Source organism: Streptomyces sp. NBC_01750 (genome assembly GCF_035918095.1).
Classification (GTDB): Bacteria; Actinomycetota; Actinomycetes; order Streptomycetales; family Streptomycetaceae; genus Streptomyces.
Window position 1 is genome coordinate 3,821,502 of the sequence record NZ_CP109137.1, and the last position, 16,677, is coordinate 3,838,178.

The 16,677-nt window shown below is 67.8% G+C and carries 14 protein-coding genes; 8 read left to right on the top strand and 6 right to left on the bottom strand.

The features are described 5' to 3' along the window. Nucleotides 1-38 precede the first annotated feature (38 nt). Entirely contained in the window at nt 39-392 is a 354-nt protein-coding gene (locus OG966_RS40820) for a trypco2 family protein (protein ID WP_442806717.1), read from the top strand. On the opposite strand, the gene OG966_RS17015 is transcribed toward OG966_RS40820, so the two are convergent. From OG966_RS17015 to OG966_RS17035, 5 genes are all read right to left on the bottom strand, one after another. Further along, nucleotides 334-1,776, bottom strand: a complete 1,443-nt coding sequence (locus OG966_RS17015) for an amidase family protein (RefSeq protein ID WP_326650514.1) — start codon at nt 1,774-1,776, stop codon at nt 334-336. The genes OG966_RS40820 and OG966_RS17015 overlap by 59 nt on opposite strands. Beyond that, the gene (locus OG966_RS17020; RefSeq protein ID WP_326650515.1) at nt 1,767-2,981 is read right to left on the bottom strand and encodes an MAB_1171c family putative transporter; all 1,215 of its coding nucleotides are present in this window, start codon (nt 2,979-2,981) and stop codon (nt 1,767-1,769) included. The genes OG966_RS17015 and OG966_RS17020 overlap by 10 nt, the downstream gene beginning before the upstream one ends. 9 nt (nt 2,982-2,990) lie before the next feature. Further along, nucleotides 2,991-3,422, bottom strand: a complete 432-nt coding sequence (locus OG966_RS17025) for a hypothetical protein (RefSeq protein WP_326650516.1) — start codon at nt 3,420-3,422, stop codon at nt 2,991-2,993. Between the two features lie 65 nt (nt 3,423-3,487). Next, nucleotides 3,488-3,931 (bottom strand): XRE family transcriptional regulator, encoded by a 444-nt coding sequence (locus OG966_RS17030; protein WP_406731688.1) that lies wholly within the window; start codon nt 3,929-3,931, stop codon nt 3,488-3,490. A gap of 881 nt (nt 3,932-4,812) precedes the next feature. Beyond that, nucleotides 4,813-5,136, bottom strand: a complete 324-nt coding sequence (locus OG966_RS17035; protein WP_326650518.1) for a hypothetical protein — start codon at nt 5,134-5,136, stop codon at nt 4,813-4,815. Between the two features lie 1,328 nt (nt 5,137-6,464). Here OG966_RS17035 and OG966_RS17040 point away from each other — a divergent pair. Then, a complete protein-coding gene (locus OG966_RS17040) occupies nt 6,465-7,049 on the top strand; it encodes a hypothetical protein (RefSeq protein WP_326650519.1) in 585 nt (194 codons plus the stop codon). A gap of 27 nt (nt 7,050-7,076) precedes the next feature. Here OG966_RS17040 and OG966_RS17045 read toward each other — a convergent pair whose 3' ends face one another. Further along, nucleotides 7,077-7,943: a helix-turn-helix domain-containing protein gene (locus tag OG966_RS17045; RefSeq protein WP_326650520.1), complete on the bottom strand. Its 867-nt coding sequence runs from the start codon at nt 7,941-7,943 to the stop codon at nt 7,077-7,079. Nucleotides 7,944-8,621: 678 nt separating this feature from the next. Here OG966_RS17045 and OG966_RS17050 point away from each other — a divergent pair. The 6 genes from OG966_RS17050 to OG966_RS17075 all read left to right on the top strand — a co-directional run bounded on the left by OG966_RS17050 (nt 8,622) and on the right by OG966_RS17075 (nt 16,673). Then, entirely contained in the window at nt 8,622-9,401 is a 780-nt protein-coding gene (locus OG966_RS17050) for an alpha/beta fold hydrolase (protein WP_326650521.1), read from the top strand. 120 nt (nt 9,402-9,521) lie between these two features. After that, the gene (locus OG966_RS17055; protein WP_326650522.1) at nt 9,522-10,214 is read left to right on the top strand and encodes a type 1 glutamine amidotransferase domain-containing protein; all 693 of its coding nucleotides are present in this window, start codon (nt 9,522-9,524) and stop codon (nt 10,212-10,214) included. A 91-nt stretch (nt 10,215-10,305) separates the two neighbouring features. Then, a complete protein-coding gene (locus tag OG966_RS17060; protein ID WP_326650523.1) occupies nt 10,306-11,007 on the top strand; it encodes a phosphoribosylanthranilate isomerase in 702 nt (233 codons plus the stop codon). Continuing rightward, a complete protein-coding gene (gene upp, locus OG966_RS17065; protein WP_326650524.1) occupies nt 11,007-11,678 on the top strand; it encodes a uracil phosphoribosyltransferase in 672 nt (223 codons plus the stop codon). Before OG966_RS17060 ends, upp begins: the two co-directional genes overlap by 1 nt. Nucleotides 11,679-11,767: 89 nt before the next feature. Further along, nucleotides 11,768-12,451, top strand: a complete 684-nt coding sequence (locus OG966_RS17070) for an NAD(P)H-dependent oxidoreductase (RefSeq protein WP_326650525.1) — start codon at nt 11,768-11,770, stop codon at nt 12,449-12,451. A 142-nt stretch (nt 12,452-12,593) separates the two neighbouring features. Beyond that, the gene (locus OG966_RS17075; RefSeq protein ID WP_326650526.1) at nt 12,594-16,673 is read left to right on the top strand and encodes an amino acid adenylation domain-containing protein; all 4,080 of its coding nucleotides are present in this window, start codon (nt 12,594-12,596) and stop codon (nt 16,671-16,673) included. Nucleotides 16,674-16,677: the final 4 nt, after the last annotated feature.

A 16,677-nucleotide genomic window follows, 5' to 3' on the forward strand; every position in this document is an offset into this window, starting at 1 on the left:
CTGCACTTCCCATCACGCGATACAGGCCTAGGGGGCCTATGTCGCAGGAGCCGTGGGCGGAGCTTGGCGAGACGGTCAGCGCAATTCGGGCTCAGTTACAGGCGGCCATCAGCGAGGGTGACAGTCAGTCGCTGAAGTTCCGCACAGGGCCGGTGGAACTGGAGTTCTCCATCGCAGTCCGTAAAAAAGGCGAAGCCCATCTTCCCGGCTGGAAGGGAGGTAGACCACGAGCGGGTGGCCGCCCGCTTCGCGGGCGGCCTGCTGCCAGGCGTCGCGGTCGTCGCGGCGCCACAGCCCGTGGTCCAGGACGACGTCGTTGCCGGCCTCCAGCTTCTAGTAGGCCTCCGGGGCCACATTCGCCAGCTTCCCCAGCAGTCTTCCCACATGGGTGACCGTGAGGTCACCCAGGTACGGCCCGATGAGCTGGATACCGATCGGCAGCCCCTCGGACGGGCGGCCCATCGGGATGGTGGCGGCGGGCAGGTGGACAGGGCTGGCAAGGTTCAGCCAGGTCGTCTGTTCCCAGTAGCCCCGGCGCTGTCCGTCGACGGTGATGTAGCGCTCGGAGACAGGCACGTCCGCCTGATCGGGCACGGCGGCCGTCGGCGCGGCCGGAGTGATGAGGATGTCGACACCGCCGAAGTAGGCAGCCCACTGCTGCTGGAGTCGTCGGCGTTCCTCATGGGCCAGCATCCAGTCTCGGTGCCGCATCGTGCGGGCACGGAGGTAGCAGGCCTCGGGCGACTCATCGCCAGGAGACAGTCCCCCGGACGCCTCGACCTCAGCAGCGTACGCCTGCGGCGTAGCACTGGCAGCAGCCCCGGCGAGCATCAGGGAACGGAACAACCTGTCGGAGGAGTCCATGTCGACGGGGCGCGCTGTGTCATCGATGCGGACGCCGACGTTGCGCAGGCTCCGGTGCACGTGCTCCAGCAGTGCCCGAGTGGTGGCGTCCACCCGGCAGAACGGGTCGTCGGCCCAAATGCCGATCCGGTACCCCTCCAGCTGCTTGTGCCGGGGCGGGGGCAGATCCAGCCGCCATGCGGCGGCCTCATCGGGCGCGGGCCCGGCCAACACACCGAGCGCGAGATCGAGATCGGCCGCGCTGCGCCCGAGGGGGCCGACGGAGAGCATGTCCGAGGTTGTCAGCCAGCCGGGCGGGCGGGGAATATGACCTCGACTGGGCACAATGCCGTGGGTGGGTCGCAGGCTGTAGACCCCGCAATAGTGACCGGGCAGCCGGAGTGAGCCCGCCAGATCGCTGCCGATGTCAAGCGGGCTCAGGAAGGCTGCCACTGCCGCGGCCGAACCGCCGGAGGAACCGCCGGCCGTGCGGTGCGGGTCGTGCGGATTGGGTGTGGTGCCGAACAGCTCATTGCTGGTCTGGATGCCCTGGCACAGCGGCGGTGTATTCGTCTTACCCAGTACAACGGCACCAGCCGCGCGCATCCGGGCCACGGCGTCCGCGTCACGGCCGGGTATGTGCTCGGACAGGTCCGCCGCACCGCATGTGGTACGCAAGCCCTCGGTCTCCAGAGCGTCCTTGAGAGTAATCGGAAGCCCCAACAGCACTGCACCGGCTCGGCCGAGAGCCCGCTGCTCATCGGCTGCCGAGGCCGCGGCCAGCGCATCCTCGGCCGCTAGGGTGATTACCGCGTTGTAATCCGGGTGAGCGGTGATGCGTTCCAGATGCGCGGTGGTCAGTTCTCGGCTGGAGGCTTCTCGCCGGTTCAGGGCGTCCAGCTGTTCGCTGGCGGAGCGACGGATCAAGTCCATGAAGTGGCGGCATCCTCGTAGTCGGACACGGTGTCGAAGTGGGCGGCGATGCGCAGCAACGCGCGGATATCGTCGTCCGGCGTGCGTACGTCTTCGCGAGTGCTGGCGTCGGCGTATTCGGTCGGCGTATGCGGCGATTCGTCCCGGCCGTGGGCGGCCAGTGCCGCGCGGATCTGATCCGCGGTAACGGCGGCAGCCAGCTCGGCACCGGTCAGCCCGGCGGCGGTGTGACGTACCTCGGCTGCATTGCGCTCCGACTCCTCCAGGTGGTGTCGCAGAGCCCACTGGCCGTCCCTGATCTCGACGGCGCGGCGGTACAGGTGCCAGGTGGTGCCCCAGGAGGGCACGCGGTTCGCTGCGGCGGCTGGGGGAGTCAGGACGATGGTAGGCAGGGCCTGGTGCATCACATGCCACAGCGGCGCCATACTCCGGTAGTCGCGGAAGGCGCGCACCCAGGCCCGAGCCCGCGGGAAGATGTGGACGGCCAGCATGGGAATGAAGAATCCTGTGAGCACGAGCGAGTTGCCGCCATCGGCGCAGACCCATGCCAAACGCTCGGCGGCCGCCGACGGAGGGGTGAAGCCGAACACGGCAGCAGCAACGCCGACGAGTCGGACCACGCTGTAGCCGTAGGTCAGCAGGGCGCCGGCCACGACGACGCGTAGCCCGCGAGCGATCCAGGCCTCACCCGTATGGCCAGCAGCTCTCCAACAGCCCACGGCGAGGGCGCCCTGGCCGACGGTGTAGGCGACGATATAGAGGGCCAAGTACGCCTGGTAGGCGCCGATGTGGATGTGCCTGGCGGTGAAGCCCTGTGGAGAACTTGAACCGGAAGCGGGAAGCAGGAGGAACAGCGTGCCCAGGGCAGCGATGACCAATGCCCCGGCCACGAGGCACACCCGGACTCTCCTGCGGGCTTTCTTCGGCGGCAGTACCCAATTGGCGAGGACGGCTGGCTGCAAGGTCACTTGAGCCGTGACGCAGCTGAACGCCGCGAGGATGCCGATCGAAGGGTTGCCGGTGATGTCGCCCAGAAATCTCCAGACCGGCTCCATAGACACCAGGAAGGAGAGTGCGCAGAAGCCGTACACGCCGACGAGCGCGGCCAGTGCTCGGTCCTGGCGCAGGTATCGCGGAGGCCATAGCAGCACAAGGAACCCGGCGACGGCCAGAGTCAGACAGATGGGATGGAGAAGCTGCTGCACGAGTCCTTGTCACCGCCTGCCGCGCAGTAACGTCTCTGCCACGCGGTCGTGACCCGAGATGCGTGCACCGGGCCGGTGCACGTGGCGCTGAAGGTAGGTGCCGATCAACTCCGCTTCCTTCTCGTCCTGATGTTCATAGCTGGTGCGGCCGAGCATCATCTTCACCACCGCCGGGTCGAGGGTTGGGACCAGCCGGTCGGTGACCGGCTTGGACTGAGAGAGAATCGGGCTGCCCCGATGGTTGCGCAGGATATGCCCCATTTCGTGCGCAACTATATGATCTTGATGGGCGCGACTGGTGTCCTCGTGGACGAAGACATAGTCGACGCCCTCCATCCGGATCCAGAGGCCGCACACTCCCTCCTCGCTGTCCGCAGGGGCGGGCGCGAGCCGGATGGGATAGCCGGAAAGCCTTTCGGCAACGGGAAGTAGCTCCCTCACGCTGCTGACATTCGGTAAGTCCAGGCCGCGGACGAAGCGTCGACAGTTGCGTCGCGTAACGCCCCTCACCTGCCATCGTCCGTACATTCATCGGTTGAGCCGACAGGCAATCCTTCCTGCGCCCGCAGCTGCTCAACGGTTGCGAGGAGTTGCTCCATGCTCTGCGGCGACAGCCCTGCCACCCGCATGGCCACTCGCTGCACCCCGGTCTCGCGTAGCTGTCTGACGAAGGCGAGCTCGGCGACGACTCTGTCTGCGGTGGCGTCGTCGAAGAAGTAGGCCACCGGGACGCCGAAGAAGTCCGCCAGCGCTTCCAGATGCCGTCTGGTGGGGTTGTCTCGTCTTCCAGTGCGCAACTGCCACAGATAGACATGAGAGAGAGTGGCTCCGCCGCGTTCGCGCAGCAGCTCGGCTATCTCCTGGTTGCTGTACGGGCCGCGGTCGGGCGGATGGACGGTCTCGAACAGTGTGTTCAGTCGTTCCTCGAACGTTCCCGCCAACAGAACCACCTCCCCAGGCCAGGATTAACGATAGTTGACACCCTGCGGCAACCCGTGCCAACCTCGGCACGTTAGCTGAGATTAATCACGTGCTGGCTGCTGCGCCCCCACGGGCAGGGCACACAGCCTGCCCACGTCGGCGATGCCGTGCCGCACGGGGCAGTTGTGGAGGCACAGCGACCAGCGCTGACTGTGGCGGGGGCTGACCATACCCACGTGCCGCGGAACAGCGAGTTCACTCGGATTCCTCCGTGAGGGAGCGCAGGGAAGGTGGCTGGCGTGGGGAGCGTTTCAGGCTTAGCCGGGATGAGGTGCCGATGTCCTGGCACGGAGGAAGCCGCCGTTACCGGCGGAGCGAAGCAGGGCTCGCCGCCCCGGCGTAGCCGGGGCAACTCCATTCGCTACGAGTGGAGAGCGAGGATGCGAAGCGCGTACCCGATCCGAGGTACATCCGCGCCGCCATCTCCGCAGAGACCCAGCTGCGTCGGCATTTAGCGCCCGACGCGCTCCCGCTTTGCTCACTTTAACGCCCAAAAGTGCGATATCGCCTCACGTTCTTAGGGCCAATCTGTCCGGCACGGCATTCCCGAAAGGGTTGCATAGTGTATACAGTTCCCAAGAATAATCTGTGGTCTGCTCAGGATGTAGTGAAGGCAGCCGTCGGGGAAACTTCGCCCAGCTGGTTACCGGAAGTTTGTGAAACCTCCGCGGAGAAAGTACTCCCGTCGGAGCTAAACCATCCGTGCCACTTTGGTGTTCAAGGGCAGCAGTGCGGGCATAACTGGTTTACGGTCGTCAATGACGCAATGCCCGAATCATTCGGGATGGAAGCGCTCGCAGGTACGCTTCTTGAGTTCCGCAAGCAGACGTGGCTTGGACCCAAGCGCCAGTCACTCATAGCGTTCATTGGCGCGCCGGATCCGGATACAGCGTTGCCTGTACATCATGCCCGGTTCCCAAGCGACGGGTTCGCGCAGGGGCTTCGTGACTTTCCTGCCGGTCGCGCTGCGGTAGCGGACGTCGATGTTCTGCCGAGTGCCGAGGTATTGGCAGGCCATGTAGAGGTCTTCGGCCCGCAGGACGCGGTCGGCAGGGACTTCGCCCGCGGCCTGGAGTGTGCCAGCGATGCGCCGGACCGGCTCGGGCGCGGGGATGTAGGCGGCAGCCAGGTTAGCCAGCAGCAGTCCTTTGATGCTTGGGACGGTGGGACCCATGATGCGGCCTTCGGCCCGTGCCCGGATGCGGGCGGCCCACTTAGCGGCTTCTGCCGGGGGCTGGCCTCCGGTGAGTTCGGCGATGTGCTTGGCGTCGAGGTTCGTGGAGCCAGCGGGCGTGCCAGGGCGGGTGTCGCCGTCGTGGCTGGTTCAGGACGGTTTCCCGGCGCCCCAGGCGAGGGCGCGGGTGATGACCATCGCCTCCCAAACCCGGGCGACGAGTGTGGCGTCCTCGCGTGGATCAGCGTCGTGCCGGTCAGGCGACATGCCGGTCAGGCGACATGCCGGTGATGCCGCCGGGCCGCAGGCCGGGTGCGGAGGTGGTGTCGGCGTACACGTGACGTTCATGTGTACGCCGACACCGCTCCCGCGCGACACCCCGTTGTCGGCGGGGTCGCGGATCCGCCGCCACCAGGTCGGGGAACAGGAGGGTGCCCGGGGAGAGTTCGCGTGCACCCCATCGGGCGCCGCGCGTCAGCCAGCTCTACAGTCCCGAGGGTCCGGCGGGATCGAGGAGGCCGCCGGCGCCGTGGTCCCCCTCCACGTGAGGACTGCAGCACGCCCGAGCCGGCAGGTCGACCCCGTCGTGGCCGGGGACCGTCGCGTGATCGACATGGGCGTCGTGCGACCTCTCCGGCAGCGCCCTGACTCGATATGGCCGAGTTCGATGCGGGCCATCAGGCCCGACGCCGAACTCCGCCGCTCGGTACCTGGTCAATTCTGGCCAGATGCCGGAACATCTCACCACGGCGGATGTCTGACATTTATCTTGGCTGCGGAGCTCGATCCTCGGTACGCGGAACTGAGGTCGGCCGACACGCTCAGGGGGAGCAATATAAGGTATGTATAAACGGGGTCACCACCACACCCTGCTCGCCATGTCGGTCTGAACACCTCGCGCCAGCAGGCGCGAGATGCGGGGGCTTCCGGACCAATAGCCTGGCCACAAGAGCGAACTTTGCAGCCCGAAGATTCGACAATGAGCTGCCGCGACGGAGAAGTACCGCCATCACGCCGCGCTCATCACACGTCCGCGATCGAATTCGCGAGCCGGGCTCCGAACGTGTCCGCCTTGAGCAGGCAGGAAATCCACATGCCCCGTTCCCCGGAACCAATGCTCGCGTTACCGACACATGCGACACGTAGGAGTTTCCAGCACGTCGACAACCTGGTGAAACAACGCTCGCGTGCCCATACGACACCGCGAGCAGCCGTGCACAGAAGGGGGAATGTACAATGCCCAAAGTGGGCCACTCACAAACCCGGTGCCAGGAACCGGAAAGAGGGATCGACGATCGGCGGCAGCCCATCGGGAGGGGATCCACGGAATGAATCGGATCCCCCGTCGCAACAATCCCGAATCCGGAATCCTCTCGAGATTCTACCGCCGTTTACGCGCCGACCGACTGCACTTTCAGGCCGAACGGGAAAGTGAGCACCTGCTCGCCTCCATACCCCTCCCGGAGCCCTTCGACTTCGACCAGCTGGTCGGGAACATCGCGGAGGCCAGCGGCCGACAGATCGTCATGAAACCGATCCCGGACCACCTGACCGGACTCGACGGCATGTGCGGCCTCCTCATCAAGCACGACACACATCCGGTCGACCTGATCCTCCACCCCAAGGGCTGCTCGCCGTCCCACGAACTCGAGTTGAAGGTGCACCAGCTGGTGCACCTCTGGGCCGGGGACAACACCGGCATCCTCAGATCGCCCGACACCCTGCGGGCACGCGCGGTGACGCCGGATGGCGGGCTCTCGACGACCAGGCCCCCGGACCACGACGCGCTCATCGAACTGCGCGCCGACAACGTGGCGCGGCTCATCGGCCAGAGGAGCACGCACCGGGCCCGTCGACGGGGGCCGGCTGCCGTCGACGGCCCGCACCGTGGCGGAGCCCCCGCCCGGCCGTGAATCCCGACAGCCGCTGGCCCGAACCGATTACGCCGAGCGCCCGTTCTCGTCATCGGCCAAGATCTCCGCCATCGTCTCGCCGATGAAGTCGCGGAGCTGGTCCCAGGATTCCTTGGGCATGTCCTGGCCCGCACGGCGCGCAACCATCACGGTGAACCTGTTGCGCACGGCCCGGGTCGACAGGATCAGGGCGTCGACCTCCGGATCGTCCTGCCGGAAGTAGACCGGCGGCACGTCGAAGGCGAGCGCCAGGGCATCGAGGGCCTCGTCCTCCGGTTCGGCGACCTCGCCGGCCCGCAGTGCCCGGACCATCGCCTCGGTGAGCACCGTGGAGCCGCTCTTCCGGTTCCCCTCGGACGCGAGGTGCGCGTCCGAGGGCGCCGCCCCTCCGTAGACCTCGGAGCGCAGCGACTCCAACTTGCGGGCCACGCGAGCGCCGTCGGCCGACGGCTCCTCCTCCGGCTCTTCGGGCTGCCCGAAGGAACGCCGCTGCGCGGCGAGGAGTTCAGCGCGGGTCACGTTGTAGGCGGCGGCCAGCGCCGTCACCGCCTGGTCGGACAGCGGCCGCTTGCCCTGTTCGGCGGCCCTTACCGGCATGGGGGACGAGGTGTTGGTGTAGCGCGCCGTGTCCGCCTGGGTCATCCCAGCGTCGCACCGCAGGTCAGCGAGATTCGGTGATTCGGTGCGCGGAAAGAGTTCATTCAGATCGGCATCCAGGAATGCGGCGATCGCCGACAATCGCTCCGGAGGGGGAGCTGCCAAGCCGTTCTCCCAGCGATAGACGGCGTTCACCTTCACGTGAAGCCCCTCGGCCAGAGTGGCCTGCGACAGGCGTTTGATGACACGGCGGTCACGCAACTTACCGCCGTCGAAGACGCGGTCGGGCATAGGCATGCTCCACAAGGTGAGGATTGAAGGGATTCTAGCGCCACGCCGGGGGCAGATCTTGACATCCGAGATATCGGCTTGACCTCGTAACCATCGCCGGAGTTACGCCAGCACTCGAGAACGTCGCCCGCGCCGCGCCTCTGTTGTCGCGATTTTTCCATGTTTACTCATCTTTTTTGTGGTCGCCGTACATCGCCCGAGAGGGGCACCGAGGCGTCGGACCATCCTCGAGCGATCCGGGAACGCTTGACTGGATCTATGGAAGTAGATAAATTCAGCTTCAGGTGATCGGGGGTGGTCGTCACATCGGACGACAGCCACCACCTCGGGGATCGGATAGGAGGCGCGAGCTCGGGGACGCCTCCTCTCGGGTCTCCGAGACATCGTGTCCGCCGCACAACCGCACTGCGCTACGCACCGAGGGCCGGTGCAACAACGCCGGATCCTCTCGGGTGTTGTTGCCGACGGTCATCCGTTCCCCGCACCATCCGTCCGGCCGCCTCCCGGCGAATTCGGACGGCGTTGTCGAAATTCCCGCGCATCTGCATCCGGCGGAAAACCGGCGGCCCGTGTCCACTCGAGTCCGGTGGGGCGGGCGGAATTCGCCGTGCACTCTTCCATTCCACTTTCCGATTTCGCGCACCCGCGCATTCTTTTTCATGTCGTCACAGGAGGCGATCTGTCATGCCCACGATCTCCGTCGGTAACTCGCGTATCCACTACACCGTGACGGGCGAGGGTCCAGCCCTGCTGTTGGTGCACGGCGTGGGCAAGGGCGGCCAGGTCACCTTCGGCCACCTCGTCGAGGAGTTCGCCCGCCGCAACACCGTCATCCTTCCCGAGCTGTCCGGCAGCGAGACCGCTGCGGACGACGGCACGCCGCTGACCGTTGAGCAGCTCGCCGACGAGGTCGCCGCCGTGATCGAGCACGCTGGCCTCGGCCCCGTGGACCTGGTGGGCTTCTCGCTCGGCGGGGCCATCGTCGCCGCCACCGCCGCCCTTCACCCCGAGCTTGTTCGCCGCCTGATCCCCGTCGGCGGCCTGGTCAAGTCGGACCTCTACATCCAGAATCTGATCGGTCTGACCCTGAGCCAGAAGCACGACCCGAAGGCCTTCGGCCGCGTGCTCAGCACCACCGCCTTCAGCCCGCGCTTCATCCGCAGCCAGCCCAGCCTGAGCGACGTCGAGAACCTCGGCTCCGAGCTGAGCCCCTCCAGCGGCCGCATCCGCCAGCTCGAGCTGCTCGTCCAGGTGGACATCCGCGACCTGGTCGGGAGGGTTCAGGCCGAGACCCTCGTCCTGGCCCCGTACCCGGACGCCGCGGTGCCCGCCGAGCACTCCCGTGAGCTGGCCGCCGCCATCCCGAACTCCTCTTACACCGAGATCGACAGCGGCCACATGGTGATCTTCGAGAAGCCGGTCGAGTTCGTGAAGCTGGTCCAGGACTTCATCCACAAGGCCTGACGCCCGCCCAGCACGACCTGAACCGGCCATTCACCACCATCCCGGGCGCGGCCCCGCCGGACTCGGCGGTGGCGCCCGACCACCCGCGGAGCACACTCCGCAGCGATTCCAGGAGGAAGCATGGCCAAGATCCTGTTTGCCGTCAGCAGCCACGAGACCTTGGGGGACACCGGCAACCGGACAGGCTACAGCGTCTCCGAGGCGGCCCACCCCTACAACGTCTTCGTCGGCGCCGGCCACGAGGTCGACTTCGTCTCCGTGCGCGGCGGCGAGCCACCGGCCGTCGTCTTCGACGGCGAGGAGAACGACCAGGAGATCATCGGTTTCCTGGCCGACGAGACTGTCAAGGGCAAGCTTGTGGCGACCCGCCGGGCGGCCGACGTCGACCCCTCCGAGTACTCCGCGATCTTCTACGTCGGCGGCCACGGCGCCATGTGGGACTTTCCCGACTCCCCGGACCTGGCCCGCATCGCCATGGACATCCACGGCCGCGGCGGGGTCGTCTCCGCCGTCTGCCACGGCCCGGCTGCCCTCGTCAACCTGCGCCTGCCGGACGGCACCCACCTCGTGCGCGGCAAGCGCGTCGCCTCCTTCAGCAACGAGGAGGAGAACTCGCTGGGCCTCGTTGAGGTCATGCCCTTCCTCCTCGAAGACCGACTGAAGGAGACCGGGGCGCTGCACGCCAAGGCGCCCATGTACGAGGCCCACACCGAGAGCGACGGCCGGGTCATCACGGGGCAGAACCCCGCCTCCGCCGCCCCCGTGGCGCGGCTCGTCGTCGCCGAGCTCGACCGGGCCGCCGCCGACCGCTGAGGCGATCCCCGGTTCCACCGCCGTCGTCACCGGACGAATCCCATTTGCAGATCGGCCCCGGCTCGCACCGCCGCGGCCCAAGGAGGCAGACATGTACGGCTTGATCCAGGTCGCGGGCATCATCGACCAGTCCGAGGCCGACCTCATCATCGAGGAGGGCGCGGACTGGCTCGGCTTCGCCCTGCGCCTTCCCGCCAAGAACGAGGACCTGTCGGAGGCCGAGGCCGCCGCCATCGTCAAGGCGATCCAGCCCGACAACAAGGGCGTCATCATCACCTACCTGACCGATGCCGACGAGATCGCCGCCTTCTGCGCCGAGATGGGCGTCGGCGCGATCCAGCTCCACGGCGACGTGACCCCCGCCGAGCTGCGCCGGCTGCGCACCCTGGCCCCGGACCTCTACGTCCTCAAGAGCCTCGTGGTGAAGACGGACAACATCGACGAGCTCCGCGAGGTCGTCGAGACCTCCGCCGAGTGGATCGACATGTTCATCACCGACAGCTTCAACCCGGCCACCGGCGCCAAGGGGGCGACCGGGCTGACCCACGACTGGGCCGTCAGCGCCGAGCTCGTCCGGATCTCCCCCAAGCCCCTGATGCTGGCCGGCGGGCTCACCCCGGAGAACGTCGCGGCGGCCATCGAGGCCGTCCGCCCCGCCGCCGTGGACTCGCACACCGGCCTGGAGGACCCCACCACCCGGCGCAAGGACCGCCAGAAGGTGCGCACCTTCGTGCAGGAGGCCCGCGCCGCCTTCGACCGGGTCGCCGCGGAGGACGGGCGGAGCCGGTCCTGATGACCACGCCAACCAAGCCGCTCCGAGGCGTGACCCACCTCCTGCCCCAGACCAACCGGCTGCGCGCCCTGCACTCGATCGTCCGTGACCACGAGGCCAGGCGGGAGGACTTCGTCCCCGCCGCCAACCGGATCATCCGCGGGCTCCTCGACGCCGCGCTGGACCTGCTCCCCTACGAGCCCCGCGACGTCCGCACCCCGGTCGGCCGGACCTACCACGGCCTCTCCCTGGCATCCCGGGTCTATGGCGTCTCCATAGCCCGGGCCGGCGACAGCATGGAGTCCGAGCTGCGCGTGATGGCGCCGGAGACCCGCCTGGGCAAGATCCTGATCCAGCGGGACAAGGTCACCAAACTCCCGCACCTGCACTACGCGGCGCTGCCCGCCGGCATCGCCCGGGGCAACGTGCTGCTCCTCGACCCCATGCTCGCCACCGGCGGCACCGCGCTGGCCGCGATCGGCGTGCTGCTCGACCACGGCGTGCCCGAGGAGCACATCGTCTTCGTGAACCTGCTCTCCGCCCCCGAAGGGATCAAGGTCGTCCACGACCGTCACCCCGAGGTGCGGATCGTGACCTCCTCCATCGAGGAGCGCCTCAACGAGCACGCGTTCATGCTTCCCGGCATCGGTGATTTCGGCGACCGCTACTTCGGGACCGACACCCCCGGGTGAGCGCCCGCTCCGTCGGAGCGGGCGGGGCTCCGCGCCCCTGGAATCCCGCCCCTCCGGCCCTTCGACCATCGCGCTAAGGAGCACTCTCCGTGTCCACCGCCAACACATCCTCGTCGACGACGAAGATCTCGATCGTCTACTACTCGGGCACCGGTAACATCCACAAGCTCGCCGTGGCCGCCGAGGAGGCCGCCGCGGAGACTGGCGCCGATGTCCGGCTGCGCCGGGTCCCCGAGTACGTCGAGGCGTCCCTGGCCCCCGAGTTCACCGAGTGGACCGAGGCGTGGCGCGAGAACGCTGAGGTCATCGCGGACATTCCAACCGCCGCCGCCGATGACCTCGACTGGGCCGACGCGCTCCTGCTCGGCGGCCCCGGCCGGTTCGGCATGATCGCTGCGCCGCTCAAGCACTTCATCGACCTCGCCTGGCCCCTCAACGCGCGCGGGGGCCTGTCGGGCAAGGTCATGTCGTCGTTCACCTCGACGGGAGCCCCGCACGGCGGCCAGGAAGCGACGATCCTGTCGCTGAACACCGTCTTCTATCACTGGGGCGGGATCATCGTGCCGCCCGGTATCACCGACGACATCATGACGGCGCCCAGCAACGGCAACCCCTACGGCGTCAGCTCCGTCTCCGGTCGGCAGGCGATTCCGGGCCGGCTGGCGGAGAACGTCACCGAGGACAACCTCGCCGCCATTGCCTACCAGACCCGCCGCATGGTCGAGGTCGCCGACGCCCTGCGAAGGGGTCGGACCGCCGACGCGGACCGGTGACCACCCGTCAGCACCTCGGCACGGCCACGGAACACTCGGCTGGTCCCCACATCGGCCGAGTGTTCGTCACGGGCGGGTGACCACCGGAACCCGCCCACCACACGGCACACACGCACACACGCACACCCAGGGGGACTCACACATGACCACCGACGCGTCTGACCTGACCCCGGCCACCCGCCTGTTGTTGCCCGAACTGCTCCTGCGCACCGCCGCCGAACGCCCGGACGACACGGCGGTGATCAGCGGCGACGAACACGTGACCTTCGCCGGATTGGTGGGGCGAAGTCGAGGACTGGCCGGACACCTACGGGACCTCGGCGTGACCGCCGACCAGTGCGTGGGGCTGTTCATCGAGCCCTCGTCCGACCTGATGATCGGGGTGTGGGGCATCCTGTTCGCGGGCGGCGCCTACCTGCCGCTCGCCCCGGAGTACCCCGAAGAGCGTCTGCGCTACATGATCGAGCACTCGGGCGCGAAGGTGATCGTCGCCCAGGGCCACCTCGTCGAGCGCCTGGCCGCGCTGGCCCCCGCGGACACCGTGATCGTCCGGGTCGAGGACGCCCGCAAGGGCGCCCCCGGCGCGGACGTCGACACCGTCCCCGACTCGCTGGCCTACGTCATCTACACCTCGGGCAGCACCGGCCAGCCCAAGGGCGTCATGATCGAGCACCGGAGCATCGCCAACCAGATGTCCTGGCTACGGACTGCCCACGGCATCGACCGCACCCGGGTCATCCTGCAGAAGACGCCGATCAGCTTCGACGCCGCCCAGTGGGAGATCCTCGCCCCGGCCGTCGGTTCCGTCGTCGTGATCGGCGGCGCCGGCATCCACCGGGACGCCGAACGGCTGGTGCACGCGGTCAAGACCCATGCCGTGACCACGCTCCAGTGCGTCCCGACCCTGCTCCAAGCGCTTCTGGACACGCAGGAGTTCGACTCCTGCGTCTCGCTGGAGCAGGTCTTCACCGGCGGCGAGGCCCTCTCCAAGCCCTTGGCCCGCGCCTGCCTGGAGACCCTCCCCGGGTGTGATCTGATCAACCTCTACGGGCCGACCGAGTGCACGGTCAACTCGTCGTCCTTCACCGTGGCCAAGTCCACCCTCGGCGACGGCCCCAACTCGATTTCCATCGGCGCCCCGGTCGACGCCACCGAGTACCACATCCTCGGCCCCGACCTCGCCGAACTGGCAGTGGGCGAGATCGGCGAGCTGTACATCGGCGGCGTCCAGGTCGCGCGCGGCTACCTGCACCGGCCTGACCTGACCGAGCAGCGTTTCACGGACAACCCGTTCGGTCCCGGGCGGCTCTTCCGGACCGGGGACCTGGCCTACTGGAACGCCGACGGCACCGTCCAGTTCACCGGCCGTGCCGACAACCAGGTCAAGCTGCGCGGGTTCCGTGTGGAGCTCGACGAGATCAGACTCGCCATCGAGACCCACGACTGGGTCCGGCACGCGGCCGTGCTGGTCAAGGGCGACCCGAGGACAGGCTTCCAGAACCTGATCGCCTGCGTCGAACTCGACCCGAAGGAAGCCGCCCTGATGGACCAGGGGAGCCACGGCGCGCACCACCAGTCCAAGGAGAGCAAGCTCCAGGTCAAGGCCCAGCTGTCGAACCCGGGCATACGGTCCGCAGCCGAGCTCGCCGGCCTCTCCGTCCTCGACCTGCCCGGTCGGACGCCCACGCCGGCCCAGCGCAGCCTCGCCTTCGCCCGCAAGACCTACCGCTTCTATGAGGGCGGCGCCCCGGTGGCGGAGGCCGACCTGCTGAAGCTGCTGGCGCGCCGGCCCGCCGCCGTGCGCGGGCGGGAGCTCGCGGAGCTGGACACCGACGAATTCGGCGCGATCCTGCGCAACCTCGGGCAGCACCTGAGCCCGGAGCGGCTGCTCCCCAAGTACGCCTACGCCTCACCCGGTTCCCTCTACGCCACCCAGCTGTACCTGGAGATCACCGGCTTCCCGGGAATCCCCTCGGGCATCCACTACCACCACCCGATCAACCACCAGTTGGTGCTGATCTCCGAGACCGCTGAGACGGAGGCCACGGCCACGGGCCCCCGGATCCGGGCCCACTTCCTGGGCCGCCGCGGTGCCATCGAGCCCGTCTACAAGAAGAACATCCGCGAGGTCCTGGAGATCGAGGCCGGCCACATGGTCGGACTCTTCGAGGAGGTCCTGCCGCAGTACGGCCTCGACATCGAAGCCGCCCCGTTCGTTCCGGAGGTCAAGGCCGGGCTGCGGGTCGCCGACGAGGACCACTACCTCGGCGCCTTCGACTGGGTGCCCTACCGGGGCCCCCGCACGGACGAGGACGTCGACCTGTACGTCCAGATCCCTCCAGGCAAGGGGCTGGACCGGCCGGCCGGACAGTACATCTACGAGGGCGACCGGATGCGCCTCGTCTCCCGCGACCTGATCCTGCGCAAGCACGTCATCGCGATCAACCAGGCGGTCTACGACCGGGCGGGCTTCGGCGTCTCGGTGATCAGCCGCAGCCCGCAGGAGTGGCGGCGCTACATCGACCTCGGCCGCACCCTCCAGCGCCTGTCGATGAACGACCTCGACATCGGCTTCATGTCCTCGGGCTACAGCTCGCAGGGCGGCGAGGACCTGCCCTCCGCCCGGCGGATGGACGGCATCCTGCGTGAGCTCGGCCGGCCCGGCGGCGCCTCGTACTTCTTCGTCGGCGGCCGGGTGAGCCAGGAGCAGCGGCGGCACGAAGGCATGCGGGAGGACGTGGTCCACATGCGGGGGCCCGCGGAGCTGATCCGCGACGACCTCGTCAACTACCTGCCGGACTACATGATCCCGAATAAGGTCGTTGTCCTCAACGCTCTGCCGACCACCGCCAACGGCAAGATCGACCTCAAGGCTCTCGCCGTCTCCGACAAGGTGGACGTGGGGGTGGCCGACCGTCCCTTCGTGGCCCCCCGGGACGAGACCGAACGCCGGGTGGCCGCGCTGTGGAAGCAGGCGATGAAGCAGGAGAGCGTCTCCGTGCAGGACGACTTCTTCGCCTGCGGCGGCAACTCGCTGCTCGCCGTCAGCCTGATAAACCGGATCAACCGGATGTTCGGGGCGGACCTGCCGCTCGAGGTCATATTCACCTCGCCGACCGTGGAGGGGCTGGCCCGCCGCATCGCCGGCGAGTCGGCGAGCGACACCTCGCGCCTGGTCCCCTTGCAGCAGGAGGGCTCCGGACGCCCCATCCACTGCTGGCCCGGTCTGGGCGGTTACCCCATGAACCTGCGGCTCCTGGGCGAGCGGCTGGGCACGGACAGGCCGTTCTTCGGGGTGCAGGCTCACGGGATCAACCCGGGCGAGGCGCCGTACAAGACGATCAGGGAGATGGCGGCCGAGGACGTCAAGGCCATCAGGGAGGTCCAGCCCGAAGGCCCGTACACGTTGTGGGGCTATTCCTTCGGAGCCCGGGTCGCCTTCGAGACCGCGTACCAGCTGGAGGAGGTCGGCCACACCGTCGACCATGTCTTCCTGATCGCCCCCGGCTCGCCCAAGGTTCGCACGGACGGCGCGGCCGGCGAGGAGCGTGTCGCCACCTACGCCAACAGGGCCTACGTGACGATCCTCTTCTCGGTCTTCACGGGCACGATCAGCAGTCCCCTGCTGGAGAAGTGCCTCGCCGTGGTCAAGGACGACGAGAGTTTCGCTGGCTTTATTAGCGAGAACCTCCCGAACCTCGACATCGACCTGGTGCGCCGGATCATCCAGGTCGTCGGGACGACCTTCGAGTTCAGCTACACCTTCCGCGAACTGCGGGAGCGACGGATCTCGGCGCCCATCACCATCTTCAAGGCACAGGGGGACGAGTACTCGTTCCTCGACGGCAGCAGCGGCTACTCCTCCGCCCCGCCGACCGTCGTCGAGTTGGAGGCCGACCACTACTCCCTGCTCAGGGCACCGGACATCGACGAGCTCGCGACGGCCATCCGCCGGCGCCTGAACATCCGGAAGGACACCGTCATGCCACACGTCAACATCAAGCACTTTCCGATGGCACTCAGCGACGAGCAGCAGTCCGAGCTGGTGTCGGCGGTGACCAAGGCGGTCACCGCCGCCTTCGGCTGCGACGAGGGGGTGGTGTCGATCGCGGTCGAGTCGATCGACAAGGAGCTCTGGAACGAGGAGGTCTACATCCCGGAGATCGTTAACCGCAGACACATCCTCGGCAAGGTACCGAACTACGGCCCCGACACCCTCTGAAAAG

Excerpts from the sequence above, each read along its gene's own strand:
- OG966_RS17075 (WP_326650526.1), top strand. The coding sequence starts at position 12,594 with ATGACCACCGACGCGTCTGACCTGACCCCGGCCACCCGCCTGTTGTTG.
- OG966_RS17050 (WP_326650521.1), top strand. The coding sequence starts at position 8,622 with ATGCCCACGATCTCCGTCGGTAACTCGCGTATCCACTACACCGTGACG.
- OG966_RS17045 (WP_326650520.1), bottom strand. The coding sequence starts at position 7,943 with ATGCCTATGCCCGACCGCGTCTTCGACGGCGGTAAGTTGCGTGACCGC.
- upp (WP_326650524.1), top strand. The coding sequence starts at position 11,007 with ATGACCACGCCAACCAAGCCGCTCCGAGGCGTGACCCACCTCCTGCCC.
- OG966_RS17015 (WP_326650514.1), bottom strand. The coding sequence starts at position 1,776 with ATGGACTTGATCCGTCGCTCCGCCAGCGAACAGCTGGACGCCCTGAAC.
- OG966_RS40820 (WP_442806717.1), top strand. The coding sequence starts at position 39 with ATGTCGCAGGAGCCGTGGGCGGAGCTTGGCGAGACGGTCAGCGCAATT.
- OG966_RS17040 (WP_326650519.1), top strand. The coding sequence starts at position 6,465 with ATGAATCGGATCCCCCGTCGCAACAATCCCGAATCCGGAATCCTCTCG.
- OG966_RS17035 (WP_326650518.1), bottom strand. The coding sequence starts at position 5,136 with ATGGGTCCCACCGTCCCAAGCATCAAAGGACTGCTGCTGGCTAACCTG.
- OG966_RS17055 (WP_326650522.1), top strand. The coding sequence starts at position 9,522 with ATGGCCAAGATCCTGTTTGCCGTCAGCAGCCACGAGACCTTGGGGGAC.
- OG966_RS17060 (WP_326650523.1), top strand. The coding sequence starts at position 10,306 with ATGTACGGCTTGATCCAGGTCGCGGGCATCATCGACCAGTCCGAGGCC.